General features: G+C 70.9%; 11 protein-coding genes. 4 read left to right on the top strand and 7 right to left on the bottom strand.

The window, feature by feature from the left end; translation table 11 throughout:
• Both AB0M30_RS39805 and AB0M30_RS39800 read left to right on the top strand, forming a co-directional pair.
• A partial coding sequence (locus tag AB0M30_RS39805; RefSeq protein WP_364595418.1) for a M15 family metallopeptidase occupies positions 1 to 92 on the top strand: 92 nt, incomplete at its 5' end.
• Positions 93 to 195: 103 nt separating this feature from the next.
• Entirely contained in the window at positions 196 to 624 is a 429-nt protein-coding gene (locus tag AB0M30_RS39800) for a hypothetical protein (RefSeq protein ID WP_364595409.1), read from the top strand.
• An 82-nt stretch (positions 625 to 706) separates the two neighbouring features.
• On the opposite strand, the gene AB0M30_RS39795 is transcribed toward AB0M30_RS39800, so the two are convergent.
• Together AB0M30_RS39795 and AB0M30_RS39790 are read right to left on the bottom strand one after the other, a co-directional pair.
• The gene (locus AB0M30_RS39795; RefSeq protein ID WP_364595415.1) at positions 707 to 3865 is read right to left on the bottom strand and encodes a tetratricopeptide repeat protein; all 3159 of its coding nucleotides are present in this window, start codon (positions 3863 to 3865) and stop codon (positions 707 to 709) included.
• Positions 3866 to 3930: 65 nt separating this feature from the next.
• Positions 3931 to 4494: a TetR family transcriptional regulator gene (locus AB0M30_RS39790; RefSeq protein WP_364595406.1), complete on the bottom strand. Its 564-nt coding sequence runs from the start codon at positions 4492 to 4494 to the stop codon at positions 3931 to 3933.
• Positions 4495 to 4626: 132 nt separating this feature from the next.
• Between AB0M30_RS39790 and AB0M30_RS39785 the strand changes: the two genes are divergently transcribed.
• Positions 4627 to 4944: a muconolactone Delta-isomerase family protein gene (locus AB0M30_RS39785; protein ID WP_364595403.1), complete on the top strand. Its 318-nt coding sequence runs from the start codon at positions 4627 to 4629 to the stop codon at positions 4942 to 4944.
• A 13-nt stretch (positions 4945 to 4957) separates the two neighbouring features.
• Here AB0M30_RS39785 and AB0M30_RS39780 read toward each other — a convergent pair whose 3' ends face one another.
• Complete coding sequence (locus tag AB0M30_RS39780) at positions 4958 to 5821, bottom strand: helix-turn-helix transcriptional regulator (RefSeq protein WP_364595400.1); 864 nt, start codon at positions 5819 to 5821, stop codon at positions 4958 to 4960.
• A 131-nt stretch (positions 5822 to 5952) separates the two neighbouring features.
• Between AB0M30_RS39780 and AB0M30_RS39775 the strand changes: the two genes are divergently transcribed.
• Positions 5953 to 6903 (top strand): NADP-dependent oxidoreductase, encoded by a 951-nt coding sequence (locus tag AB0M30_RS39775; RefSeq protein ID WP_364595397.1) that lies wholly within the window; start codon positions 5953 to 5955, stop codon positions 6901 to 6903.
• Positions 6904 to 6918: 15 nt separating this feature from the next.
• On the opposite strand, the gene AB0M30_RS39770 is transcribed toward AB0M30_RS39775, so the two are convergent.
• The 4 genes from AB0M30_RS39770 to AB0M30_RS39755 form a co-directional block, all read right to left on the bottom strand.
• Positions 6919 to 7302, bottom strand: coding sequence for a hypothetical protein (locus AB0M30_RS39770; RefSeq protein ID WP_364595394.1), 384 nt, complete (start codon positions 7300 to 7302; stop codon positions 6919 to 6921).
• Positions 7303 to 7535: 233 nt separating this feature from the next.
• A complete protein-coding gene (locus tag AB0M30_RS39765; protein WP_364595391.1) occupies positions 7536 to 8081 on the bottom strand; it encodes a hypothetical protein in 546 nt (181 codons plus the stop codon).
• A gap of 32 nt (positions 8082 to 8113) precedes the next feature.
• The gene (locus AB0M30_RS39760; protein ID WP_364595388.1) at positions 8114 to 9313 is read right to left on the bottom strand and encodes a helix-turn-helix domain-containing protein; all 1200 of its coding nucleotides are present in this window, start codon (positions 9311 to 9313) and stop codon (positions 8114 to 8116) included.
• Positions 9314 to 9442: 129 nt separating this feature from the next.
• Positions 9443 to 13135: a hypothetical protein gene (locus AB0M30_RS39755; RefSeq protein WP_364595385.1), complete on the bottom strand. Its 3693-nt coding sequence runs from the start codon at positions 13133 to 13135 to the stop codon at positions 9443 to 9445.
• Between the last annotated feature and the right edge of the window lie 12 nt (positions 13136 to 13147).

Raw genomic sequence — 13147 nt, 5'->3', positions numbered from 1 at the left:
ACGTCACCGAGCGGGCCTTCGTCTCCCGCGGCTGGACCTGGGGCGGCTCCTGGGACACCCCGATCGACTACCAGCACTTCGAGAAGCCCTGACCCCCCACCGGAAAAGCCGTCCGACGCGGTGCGTGGACGAAAAATGAATCAAAGACAGCTCGCTCGGATTTCTCCGTGCGAGTGTGAGAATGGGAGTCACACAATGCGCAACAAGATCGCGGCCTTGGTCGCGACGACCGCTTTCGTCGCCGGCGGCACACTCATGACCGCGACGTCGGCGTCGGCCACCGTGGACCCTCCCGGCGGCAGCTGGGACCACACGTGGAAAACCACGGACGCCGCCAAGGGGGGCACCGTCTACGTTGAAGAGAACGGCGACGTCGTGTCCGTCTGTGACTCGGCGGCCGACGGACTCTCGGCCCGGGCCGATGTCGCCGTCCAGTCGAGTTCAGGCCAATACGACGTCCGTTACCACCTCGTCTCCTCCAATGGCCTGGGATCTTGTGCCACGGCCAGGGCTTCGGATGGCGGCACGCACGACCTTCCGGAACACGTGAACATCGGCGTCACGGTCTTCCTGGGTCCGGACTACCAGCACGCGAGCACCCACTACTACCTCAACGACCACTAGGTCTGAGTACCCGCTTCGGCGGTCCTGTTCGGACGGCCCGGTCGCTGGATCCCGGCCGGGCCGTCCGCGCGGGGCCCGTGCGCTACCCGCCGACAAAATGCGCGAGCGCAGCCCTCACGGCCTTCGCCTCCGGAGCCTTCAGTTCGTCGAACACGACCAATGCCTCCCGCAGCCGGGCGACGCCGTCCGCGACGTCCACGGCTCTCAACGAACATCGGCCGAGCCCTTCGAGCGCCCGTCCTTCCTGCAGGCGGAGCCCGATGGCTCTCGACCGGCCGAGGGCTTGCCGGTAGAACTCGCCGGGGTCACCCGCTTCGGGCCAGGCCAGGGCCAGGCCGCCGAGATTGTTGAGGTTCTCGGCCTGCCAGGCCCGGTCGTCACCGAACAGGACCCGGGCGCGCTCCAGGTACCTGAGCGACAGCCTGAAGTTGCCGCCCGCGTGGTGCAGCCGGCCGAGGTTGTTCAGGGCCACCGCTTCCCGGGTCCGGCTGTCCAGCCGGCTGTAGATGAGCTGGGCGCTGCTGTAGCAACTGTCGGCCATTCCGTAGTCACCGCACTCGAAGTACATCCGGCCGAGGTTGTTCAGCGCCCTGGCTTCCGTGTACCGGTCACCCAGCTCCCGGGACAGGGAAAGCACTTGGCCGAAGGTGTCGATCGCGCTCGCGTAGTCGCCGCAGACACCGTAGGTACAGCCGATGCAGAGCAGGCTCAAGGCTTCACCGAGCCTGTTGCCGAGCTCGGTGTACAGCGCAAGAGCCCGCCGGCCATCGGCTCGGGCGGCGTCATGCCGGCCGAGCCGGAACTGCACGCTCGCGAGGCGGCCGAGTGCGCCGGCGACCCCGAACGGATTCTCCAGCTTTTCGTAGAGCGTGCGGGCACGGGTGAGGTACTCGATCGCTTCCGGGTACTCGGAGAGCTCCATTCGAGCGAACCCGATTTCGGTCAGCGCCGCGGCTTCGCCGAGCCGGTCGCCCGATCCGGCACACAGGTCCTGTGCGCGGATCAGGTGCTCGACCGCCGCGGGATAGTCGCCGAGCAGGCTCTGCACCCGGCCCAGGTCCGCGCGGGTGGCCGCTTCGTCCGTGAGGTTGCCCGCCGCCAGTTCCGCGGCCAGCACGGTCTGGTCGATCCGGTGGGCGTCGTGCCAGTAGCCGTGCTGCTCGAGATACGGGTGGAGCGCGCCCGCGAGTTCTGCGGCCCGGTGCAGGTGGCCGTGGACCGCGGCGTAGGTGATGCAGGCACCGAGGTTGGCGCGTTCCGCGCTCAACCAGGCGATCGCCTCGCCCTTCGACTCGAATTCGTGCGTCCCCACCGGCGGCTCGGCGGCGATCTGCGGGCGCGGGCCGCGGGTGGCGACGAAGCGCGTCGCCGACCGGACGGCGTAGAGGTAGTGGTCGAGCAGGCGTTCGAAGGCTTTGTCGTCACCGTCTTCGCTGCTCAGGGTGAGGCTGTAGGCCCGGGTCAGATCGTGGAGGCGATAGCGACCGGGCGCCACTTCTTCCAGCAGGTGGTTGAGGTACAGCGCATCGAGACGTTCACAAGTCGCTTCCGGATCTTCGCCGTCGAGCGCCGCCGCCGCGTGCACCTCGATCCGGGTGCCGGGGTGCAGGGCGAGCCGGCGGAAGAGTCGTTTCTCGTCCGGGCTCAAGTCCCGGTAGGAGAGGTCGAACGCCGCGGCCACGGTCCGGCTGCCCGCGCGGAACATCGTGATCCGGTTGCGGGAGCGCCGGAGGTCGTCGGCCAGCTGCTCGGGCGTCCAGCAGGGGTGGTTGCGCAGCCGGCCGGCCGTGAGCGTGATGGCCAGCGGCAGGTACCCGCACATCGCCATCAGCTCGGCCACGGCTCGGGGATCGTGCCGATGCGCCCCGGTGTAGCGCTGGAACATCGCCGCGGCGTCCGGAGGCGGGAGGGTCTGCAACGAGACCGGGCCGGCGTCGGCGACGGACTCGAGCCGCCGCCGGCTGGTGACCAGCACGAGGCTGCCGGGACTGCCGGGCAGCAGCGGCCGGACCTGCTCGTCACCGACGGCGTCGTCGAGCAGCAGCAGGATCTTCCGCCCGGCCAGCTTCTCCCGCCACAACCGGGCCCGATCGTCCAGGCCGGCGGGAATGTCGATCGCGGGAACGCCGCGGAGCATCAGCAGCGACGCCAGGGCATCACCGGGGTCCACGGGTGCTTGGCCGGGACTGTGGCCGTGCAGTTCGAGGAAGACCTGGCCGTCGGGGAAATAGCCGGCGAGCCGGTAGGCGGCGCGGACCGCGAACGTCGTCTTCCCGATGCCCGGCATGCCGTCCACGACGTGGACGGCCATCCCCAGGGTGCCCTGACCCGCGGCGGTGGACACCGTCGCGGTGAGCTCGGCCAGCTCCTGAGCACGGCCGGTGAACGCGGGGAGGTCACGAGGGAGCGTGGAGCGGCCGCTCACCGCGGGTGGGCAAGGCGCCGCTTCCGGCCGCCGCGGCGGTTGCTCCGGTTCCGCTGGGACGAGCTCCCCGGTGTTCGGCGGGTACGGGTGATCCGGCAGGCTGATCCAGCCGACGGTCGCGGTCTCCTTCACGGCCACGCGCACCGGCCGGAACGTCGAGGAGTCCACAATGGTGCTGCTGCGGACGACTTCGTCGAAGAACCACGTCGAAGTGATCAGCGCGAGCGTTCCCGGCGATTCGGCCAAAGCGATCTTGAGCTGAGGAGCTTCAATCAGGCGAAATGTCTGATTGATCGCGGGACCGGTCGCTCCTTGGTCATCATAGGCGACTTCTCCGGCGTGGAGCGCCATTCTCAGCCGGATCCGCTCCTCGGCCCGGTGCGTTTCATTGTGCTGCTCGAGCTCCCTGGCGAGGGCCACGGAAAGAACCTCGACGAACGGTCCTTTGAGGACCTGCGCCGGCACGAGCACGAGGGTTCCATCGCCGGTGCTCTCGTGCCGGCAATCGAACCACGGCACCCCGGCTTCCTTGAAGGCCCGCCGTAGCGCGAGGTCGAGCCCTTGGCGTACCACGAGCCGGTGCGGCGTGGTCCTGCCCTGGTTACCGTAACCTTCGATATCCACCGCGAGCACCGTGCGATGGACGACCAGTCGTGAGTGCTCCATTTCCCCCCACACACACTCGCCCTGGATTCGAGTGTATGGACGGGCCCGTCGGGGCGGCATCCCGAAGTCGCCGAACGGTGCCTCGGAGCGGATGAATGGTCGCCCGGGTAAAAGCAACGTAAAAGTCACCGGCCGGGCAAAGGTCAACATCACCTAATCAACACTCTAATTGGCCAATGGACAGCAATTCCGGCCGGCCCTGCCGAGCACGGGGATCAGTCCGCCGCGGTCAGCGTGCGAAGCCGGGCGAACGACTGGTCGATGGCCTCGCGCAGGTCCAGGTCGCCGTCGTCGACCCAGCACCGGAAGGCGACCCGGTACACCGCGGAGCCGGTTTCGGCGGCCAGCTCGGCCTCGGCGTCGCCGACACCCCGCCGGCGAAGCCCGTCGGCGAGTGCGGCCGTCAGCTGGGCATGCTTGATCAATTCGCGTTCCCGGAGATCGGCGTTGGCCATGATCACCGTGTGCCGGATCCGGGCGAGCTCACGGTCGCGTCCGACGATATCGGCCACCGCCTCGAGCGCGGCGGCGACGAGATCCAGCGCCGACGCCGCGGCGGGCGCCCCCTCCAGCGCGGCCAGCGACTTCTCCTCCACCTCGGCCGCCGCGTCGAAGAGGACCTCGCGCTTGTCGGCGAAGTGGCGGAAGAAGGTGCGGGCGCTCACGCCGGCCCGTTCGGCGATGTCGTTGACCATGGTCTGGTCGAAGCCGCGTTCGAGGTACAGGTTCAGCGCGGCCTCGCGCAGCCGGCCACCGGCTCCCGGCTCCCATCGTCCCATCCGGCGAGTTTAGGGCGCTCGTCCGCGAACTCGCCGAGTGATGTCAGCTGATGACATCGCTGTGGTACGGTGATGTCATCAGCTGACATCACCCGTGGCGACGCCACGGATCACCCTTCGAAAGGACCGGCCATGGCCACCCCGAACACCGCCGCGACGCCCACATTCATGGTGTTCGCGACCCTCCGCGACGACACCGACTTCGCGGAATTCGCCGCGCTGCGAGAGGACGAGCAGAAGCAGCTGGAGGTGCTGCGCTCACAGGGGCGAATCGGCGCCCACTACGTCTCCCCCGCCCGGCGGGCGACGTTCGTCGAGGTCGTCGCCGCCGATGAGGCGGAAGTCGCGGAGACGCTGGCGACCCTGCCGTTCGCCCGGTTCTTCGACGCCGAGGTCTACCCGACCACTCCCCCGGATCCGGCGGAGATCGCCCACCGAGCGCGAGCGTGAGCCGAGCACCCGCTCAGCCGGCGGTCGCCGGTTTGCCGGGTGCGTCGAGCAGGCCGCTCAGCAGCTGAAGCCGTTCGTGGTCCGGGCCGCCCGGCTCGGCGGTGTAGACGATGAGCACGGGCCCGGGGGCACCCGGCATCGGGTAGGCGTCCCAGTCCAGGTTCAGCTCGCCGACCAGCGGGTGCTCGACGCGCATCCGGCCACGGGTGGTGTCCTCGACGTCGTGGCGGGCCCACAGCGTCGCGAACTCCGTGCTGCGTACCGCCAGCTCCCCCACCAGTTCGACCGCGCGCGGGTGCCCCGGCTCGGCGGCGACCTGGGCCCGCAGCATCGCGGTCAGTTCGGCGACGGTGGCCGCCCGCTCCGGGCACGTCCGGTCGGCCTCCGGGTGCAGCAGCAGCGCGAGCAGGTTCCGCTCGGCCCGGGGCAGCTCGGTGGACGCGCCGAGCAGTGCGCCGGCCAGCGGGTTCCAGGCCAGCAGGTCCAGGAAGCGCCCGACGACCAGGGCGGGCGAGGTCGTCGCGCGCAGCAACCGCAGCGTGGTCTCCGGCACCTCCTCCGGCGGGTACGCGCGGGCGGAGCGGGCCGGGGTGCGCGCGGCGGCCGCGAGGCTGTGCAGGTGCCGGGTTTCCTCGGCGGAGAAGTTCAACGCGCCGGCGATGGCGTCGAGCACCTGGTCGGAGGGCCGCACGTCGCGGCCCTGCTCCATGCGCTGGTAGTAGTCCGAGCTGACGCCGGCCAGCAGGGCCAGTTCTTCGCGGCGCAGCCCGGCGACGCGCCGCCGCGGACCGGGTTCGAGGCCGACGTCCTGCGGCCGGAGGCGGGTTCGCCGGGTCCGCAGGAAGTCGGCGAGCGCGCGGCGGGAGTCGTCGGTCATCGGCCCAGTATGCCGAGGACGTGGCGGGCGAGGGTGGGTCCGGCGAACCCAGGAAAAGGGGAACGACCGAGCTGACGCTCCCGGGGCCCAGGATCGGTGTCGTACCAGCCGGTCACGGAAGGAAATACGCCATGAAGGCCGCCCAGATCACGAGCTTCGGAACGCCGGACGTCCTGCGGGTCACCGAAACCGACACCCCCACGCCCGGTGCCGGCGAAGTCCTGGTGGCGGTCGAGGCGTCCAGCGTCAACGGACACGACACGATCGTCCGCGCCGGCGGGCTGAAGATGGTGTCGGGCCGGAAGTTCCCGATCGGGGCCGGCCTGGACTTCGCCGGTGTCGTCGTCAAGACCGGCGCCGGCGTGGCGGGTTTCCGTGCCGGGGACCGGGTGTGGGGCACGGTGCACCCGCGGCAGCGGCACACGACCGCGGCGGCGGCCGAGTACGTCGTGGTCGCCGCCGATCGCGTCGGTCTCGCTCCCGCGGGTGTCTCGTCGATCGAAGCGGCGTCCCTGGTGGTGGCGGGCAGCACCGCGTTGCTCGCGTTGCGCGAGAGCGTCGGGCTGCGCGACGGCGAGCGGGTCCTGGTCCGCGGCGCCGCGGGCGGGGTCGGCACCGCGGCCGTGCAGCTGGCCCACGCGATGGGCGGTCAGGTCACCGCGCTGGCCCGCGCCCGCCACGCCGCGGCCCTGCGCGATCTGGGAGCCGACGAGGTCCTCGACTACGGCACCACCACCTCGGAGGAGATCGGGCCGTTCGACGTCATCGTCGACACGGTCGGCTCCGAGCTGAACTGCTACCGCGGCCGGCTGGCCAAGGGCGGGCGGATGGTCACCGTCGGGCTGTCGGCGCCCGCACTGGCCGCGATCGCGGCCTCGGCCATCCACGGTTCCCGGCGCATCCGCACGTTCAGCGCCAACCCCGGCTCGGCCGTGCTCGACGACACGGCCGGCCATGTCACCTCCGGCGCACTGCGCCCGGTCGTGCACAGCGTGTACCCGCTGACCGACGTCGCCGCCGCGCACCAGGCCTTCGAACGCGGCGGCGCCATGGGAAAACACGTGCTCGCTGTCTCCGGCTGAGCCATCGGAGATCACTCAGCAGGGCTTGACCCCATCGACACCGCCGGGGACGGAGTAGAACGCCTCCGGGGCGTAGGGAACGTTTTCGGCCGCCCTGGACCAGCCGATCGGATCCCATTCTGAGCCGGTCCAGTTGTAGAAGGTCGCCACGACATGGCCGGTCTGGTTGTTTTGGAACGAGCGAACCTGGTCGGATCCCCATTCGGCGCCGATGTTGCGGATCTCGCCGCATTTCCACACGTTGATCCCGGTGCCGGTGTAGTTGAACCCGCTGGCGATGCAGAGGACTCCGAGACTGCAATGGTTCGCGGGTGCCGCGCTCGCCGGCGCGGCGGCCGCCACGCCGAGACTGGTTCCGAGCGACGCGATGGTCAGCATCGAGATGAGTACTCGCTTCATGTCCCAGATCCTTCGGTTGAGGGCGCGCGATTTTGCACGGCTTTGCTGTATTGCGGAGATTCTCGACCACGACACTTCTTCGAGAAATTTCTCCGGCGAACTCCGTCCAGTGTGGGGCTCGAACCCTGGTGGTACCAGGTCATGAACCGGTCATCTGTGACCGGTCGCGCGCACTGCCCACCGGACGCCGGCGCCGATCCCTTGCGGCCGCCGGATACCGCCTCGTCACACCACTAACAATCCCAGATGACATCCCCGAGATAGGTTCGGAAGCCTTCCCACCGGTCGTTGACCGTGGCCCGGGCTCGCAAGGTGCCGTCGCCCCCGATGTCGGCCGACACCCAGCGGCTATTCGCCGCGGACATGATGTTCACGTTGTCGATCCCGCCGCCGCCGCGCTCGTAAGTGAAGATGTGGAACTTCTCCCATGCATCCGCTCTCTCGGCGTGCGCATACAGCGTGCCGTCGCCGCCGATGTCCGCCGAGACGTACCGGTTCTCGTTGGCGGGCTCGAGGGTGTAGTCGTAACCGTCCCCGCGGAGCCAGAACTTCTCCCAGGAGCCGACGTTGTCGGGGCTGGTTCGAGCACGGAGCCTGCGGTCCCCGCCACCGAGTTCCGTGGCGACGAAGTAGTTGCTCCCGGTGGACTGCACCCACACCCACCGGCAGTTCGGTGAATCCGTGTGCCATTCCGTCCATTCCGTGGCCGACGCCGGCCGGGTCAGGCCCAGCGCGCTGAGCAGAGTCAGGCTCAGTGCCGCGGCGGCACGAACTCCCACGCTTTTCACAAGATCGATCCCCTCTTCACAAGTCAGGCGGATTCGGCGGCGGTCTGCACGGCGTAGCGACGGACGAGGTCGTGCATCGAATAGCGGTCGCCGGCGCCCCGGGCCACGAGTGACGCCTCGGCCAGTTCGCGAAGCATGCGGCGGGCCTGCGGAATGGACACGCCCGCGAGGGTGGCGGCGGCGGGGAGCCCGATGTCGGGGTCGGGGGCGACGCCGAGCCGGCCGAACAACCGGCGCTGGGGCCCGGTGAGAGCGCGCACCGACCACGAAAGCGCGGCGGGCAGGCTGACGGAGGGGTCGTCGGCGTCCAAGGCGGCCAGACCGACCTCGCGGAGCTCGGTGACGAACTCGGCCAGCGGAATGCCGGGATGCCGGTGGACGCGGCCGGCGACGGTGGCCAGCGCCAAGGGATAGCCGCCGCAGCCGGTGATGAGCTCGCCGACGACGGAGGCGGGTTCGGCGGCGACGCGGGATTCTCCGCAACGGCGCACGAACAGGGCCAGGGCATCGTCGTCGGAAAGCACCGTGAGCGGCACGTGGTGAGCGCCGTAGCGAGTGGTCAGTGCGGGCAGGCTCCGGCGGCTGGTGATCACCGTGGTGCAGCTGGGCGATCCCGGCAGCAGGGGCTCGACCTGGGCGTCGGAGGCAGCGTTGTCGAGCACGACGAGCATTCGCCGGCCGGCGACGACGCTGCGGTACAGCCCGGTGTGGTCGGCCAGGCTGCGGGCGCGGCCGCGGTCGGCGCCGAGGGCGTCGAGGAAGCCGCGCACCACCGTCAACGGCGCCAACGGCGAGCTGGCGGGACAGAAGCCCTGGAGGTCGACGAACAGCTGCCCGTCGGGAAAGCGGTCGAGCTGCCGGTACGCCCAGTGCACGGCCAGCGCCGTCTTGCCGATGCCGCCCGCGCCGACCACGAGCAGCAGATCGTCGGCGAGTTCGGCCAACGCGCTGTCGCGGCCGACGAACCCCCGCGGTGCCGGCGGGAGCTGCCGCGGAACCGGGCGGAAGCCGGCCACCGGCCCGGGCCCGACCGGTTCCAGCAGCAGCTCGCGCTCGGGCGGCGTCAACGCCAGCGCCTCGGCCAGCTGCCGGAGCGACGACCGCCGCGGATTGCGGCGCGTGCCGGTCTCCAGGCCGTGGATGGTCCGGACGGACACCCCCGACCGCTCGGCCAGCGCCTCCTGCGTCAACCCGGCCCGGCACCTCAGCTGTTTCAGCGACATGCCCCACCCATCCCCCACACCGGTCCCCCCGGACTGACAGCCGATCACGTTCTCGACGATCAAGTCATACCGGCGCGGCTCTGTTCAGTGCAGGCTCTGAACCGGCTGAACGACAATCGCCGAACACGCTCAGCAGGGTGGGTTGTACGCGATGCCGGGGAAGTAGCGGTCCCAGTCGGTGCGGTCCAGCGGCGGGTCGGCCAGCGCGCAGACGCGGGCGGCGGCGGCATCGGGGTCGATGTCCCACAACCGGGCGGTGTGGTCTTGGCCGGCGCTGGCGAGCGTGTGCCCGTCGGGGCCGAACGCCACCGAGTACACGCGCTCGGTGTGCCCGGTCAGGTCGGCCAGTGCGGTGGGGTGCTCCCGGTCGTGGACGTCCCACAACCGCACCCGCCCGTCCGCGCCCGCGGAAGCCAGTACGGCGCCGTCGCCGCTGAACGCCACGGAGTAGACGACGTCCGGGTGCGCGATCGGCGGGATCTCGTGGCGGGGATCGTCGAGGTCCCACAGCCGTACCGCGGCGTCACGGCCGGCGCTGGCCAGGAAGTGCCCGTCCGGGCTGAACGCCACCGACTTCACATCGCTTTCGTGGCCGCTCAGCTGCGGCGACTCCACCGGGTGCGCGCGGTCGGTGACGTCCCAGATCCGGATCCGGCTGTCGTCTCCCGCGGCGGCGAGCCGGCGACCGTCCGGGCTGAACGCGAGTTCCTGGATGCCGGCGGCGGGCGTCGGCAGCGTCACGACGGTGTGCGGCGACCGCGGATCGCTCACGTCCAGCAGCACGACGACGCGGTTGCTCCCCCCGGCCGCGAGCAGCTTGCCGTCGCGGCTGTAGGCCACGGTGTTGACCGCGTCGGTGAATCCGGTCAGCGCCTGGCCGAGTGGGGTGATGTGCCCCAGATCGTGGGTGTCCCAGAACCGCACGGTGTGATCCGCCGACGCCGATGCCATGGTGCGGCTGTCCGGCGCGAACACGACGGAGTTCACCGGGCCCTGGTGCGCGGCGAGGACAGCCGGCTCCGCCGGGGCGGCGGTTCGCCGCACCAGGACGGTGCCGTCGTAACCGGCGGTCGCGACGGCTTGGCCGTCCGGGGACAGTGCCACGTGGTACACGGCGTTGGTGTGCCCGCCCAGCAACGTGCCGGCCACGTCCCACAACCGGACGGTGCGGTCGTCGCTGCCGGTGGCCAGGGTGTGCCCGTCCGGGCTGAACGTGGCGGAGAAGGCGGGGCCGGCGTGCCCGGTGAACGTGACGAGTTCGGCCAGTTCGGTCTTGCCGACGGTCCACAGCCGGATCACTTGATCGGTGCTCGCGGCGGCCACGGTTCGCCCGTCCGGGGCGAAAGCCACCGCGCGGATCACGGCCGCACGGGTGAAGGCCGACGTGATCTGGGTGGTGTGAGCGGGATCCGTGACATCCCAGAGCCGCAGGGTCTGGTCCGCGCCGCCGCTGACCAGGGACCGCCCGTCGGGGCTGAACGCGACCGACGAGACGTCGCCGGCGTGGCCGGTCAGCGGGGCGCCCACGGCCACCGGGCGACGGGGGTCGGTCATGTCCCACAACCGGATCGTCTGGTCGCGGCTGGAGGTGGCCAGCAGCTTGCCGTCCCGGCGGAACGCCACGGACAGCACGGTGTCGGTGTGCTGGGTGATCGGATCACCCGACGGGACGGGGTGTTTCGGGTCGGACAGGTCCCAGATCCGCACGGTGTGATCGGTGCTGCCGGTGGCCAGCGTCTTCCCGTCGGGGGTGATCGCCACCGCGTTGACGCAGTCGCTGTGACCGGTCAGGGTGATCGGGTCGCCGGGGTGGGCCGGATCGCCGATGTCCCAGATCCGCACGGTGTGGTCCCAGCTCACGCCGGCCACCACACCTCGCCCGAACACGACTCCGTTCACGCCGGCCAGGTGCCCGGCCAGGGTGGCCACCGGTTTGGCGTGGTGGGGCCGGTGGACGTCCCAGAGCCGGATGGTGTTGTCCATGCTGGCGCTGGCCATCAGGGTGCCGTCCGCGGAGTACGCCACTCCGCCCACGGCGGCTTGGTGCCCCTGCAGCCGGATGGCGTAGGGAGCACCGAACGTGCTCAGCAACGCACTGCGGGCCTCCGGCGTGGGCGAGATCCGGTACGCCGCCAGCGCGAGCTGGGCCGACAGCCCCGGATTCGCGGCCCGCTCCGCCGATGCCTCGATCGCCACCCGCTGGGACACGGCGATGTTGCGGTCCTGGGCGGCGCTGAACTCGGACCGGAACGCGTACACGCCGGCCGTGACGGCCACGACCAGCAGCACGGACAGCACGGCCACCAGCTGCCGCAGCCGGAGGCGCTGCCGCTGCTCGCGGCTCTGTTCCTGGGCGCGGGCGGCGAGGCTGGCGTCGAGGAACTGCCGTTCCCGCACGGTCAGCTGCTCGCTCGTGCGGCTGTCCCACTCACGGGCCGAGTCCAGGCGGATGCCCCGGTAGAGGGCGCCGGGGTCGCGGTCGAGCGACTCCCACGTGTTGGCCGCCTCGGTGAGCTGCCGGTGCACGCGGCGGCCGTCGCGGTCCTCGGCCAGCCACTCCCGCAGCCGCGGCCACGATCGCACCAGCGTTTCGTGCGTCATCTCGACCGAGCCCTTGTCCAGCATGACCAGCCGGGCCGCGGCCAGTCGTTCGAGCACGAACGTCACGTCGGAGTCGCTGTCCAGCTCGTCGAGGTCGACCCGGGCCGTGACGTCGCCGACGTCGTCCCGGACTGCCGTCAGCCGCAGGAACAGCCGCCGCACCAGCAGTTGCTGCTCGGGTGCGAACGCGGCGTAGAGATCCTCGGCGGTCTTGGCCAGCGCACCCTCGATGCCACCCGCGGCCTCGAAACCGCTCAGCGTCAACGTGTTGCCGCGCCGTCGGCGCCACGTCTCCAGCAACGCGTGCGACAGCAGCGGCAACATGCCCGCGTGCCCGCTGACCTGAGCAACCAGCGTTGTCAGCAGCGAGCTTTCCACGCGCACGCCGCTGCCGGCGGCCGGCTCGACGATGACCTCCCGCAGTTCCTCGGCCGTCATCGCGCCGACCGCGGCCTGAGCGTCCCGCAGGTGCGCCAGCAGCTCGGGGGAATCCATGCAATGGCCGTAGAAATCCGCCCGCACGCCGAGCAGCACGCGGCACCGGCGGCCGGCGTCGTCGGCCAGACCCACCAGCCGGCGGATGAACTCCTCCCGCTCGGCGGCGTCCTGACAGCGGGTGTAGACCTCTTCGAACTGGTCCACCACGATCAGCGTCTCGCCATCCTCGAGTGGCAGCGCGTCCAGCCGCGCGGACGGGTGCTCGCCGGGCGTGCACAGGACGGCGTTCCGCGCCGATTCCTGCCACCGATGGATGACGCCGGCCTGCAGCAGCGAGGACTTGCCCGCGCCGGAGGGGCCGAACACGCCCACCAGCCGGTGCGTGGCCAGCCGCTGCAGCACCTCGTCGATCAGCCGGGTACGCCCGAAGAACGTCGCCGCGTGCTCCGGCCGGAAGGCACTCAGCCCGATGTACGGCGCTTCCTGCCCCTCCGCCTCGGCCGCGGACGGCTCGCTTGCCAGCTCGTCCGCCAGCTGCCGCCAGCGCCGCTCCCAGGCGGCGACGTCGCCTTCGCAGCCTCGCACGTAGGCCAGCGTCACCGGCAGGCTGGGCAGCTTCCGCCCCGAGGCCGCCTCGGACAGCGACGCCGCCGAGTAGTGCACCCGCCGGCCCAGCTCGCGGTACGCCGGATTGCCCGCCTTGGCCCGCAGGGCGCGAAGATCCGCCGCGAAAGCCAGCACCGACTCGTCCCCCAGCCGCAGCGGCTGCTCACGACGCGGCACTCCCCCCACCTC

The organism is Amycolatopsis sp. NPDC051716, assembly GCF_040681595.1.
In the GTDB taxonomy this organism is placed as follows: Bacteria; Actinomycetota; Actinomycetes; order Mycobacteriales; family Pseudonocardiaceae; genus Amycolatopsis.
This window is presented reverse-complemented; position numbering and strand designations above follow the sequence as displayed.

Excerpts from the sequence above, each read along its gene's own strand:
- AB0M30_RS39795 (WP_364595415.1), bottom strand. The coding sequence starts at position 3,865 with ATGTTGACCTTTGCCCGGCCGGTGACTTTTACGTTGCTTTTACCCGGG.
- AB0M30_RS39760 (WP_364595388.1), bottom strand. The coding sequence starts at position 9,313 with ATGTCGCTGAAACAGCTGAGGTGCCGGGCCGGGTTGACGCAGGAGGCG.
- AB0M30_RS39790 (WP_364595406.1), bottom strand. The coding sequence starts at position 4,494 with ATGGGACGATGGGAGCCGGGAGCCGGTGGCCGGCTGCGCGAGGCCGCG.
- AB0M30_RS39770 (WP_364595394.1), bottom strand. The coding sequence starts at position 7,302 with ATGAAGCGAGTACTCATCTCGATGCTGACCATCGCGTCGCTCGGAACC.
- AB0M30_RS39775 (WP_364595397.1), top strand. The coding sequence starts at position 5,953 with ATGAAGGCCGCCCAGATCACGAGCTTCGGAACGCCGGACGTCCTGCGG.
- AB0M30_RS39785 (WP_364595403.1), top strand. The coding sequence starts at position 4,627 with ATGGCCACCCCGAACACCGCCGCGACGCCCACATTCATGGTGTTCGCG.
- AB0M30_RS39780 (WP_364595400.1), bottom strand. The coding sequence starts at position 5,821 with ATGACCGACGACTCCCGCCGCGCGCTCGCCGACTTCCTGCGGACCCGG.
- AB0M30_RS39800 (WP_364595409.1), top strand. The coding sequence starts at position 196 with ATGCGCAACAAGATCGCGGCCTTGGTCGCGACGACCGCTTTCGTCGCC.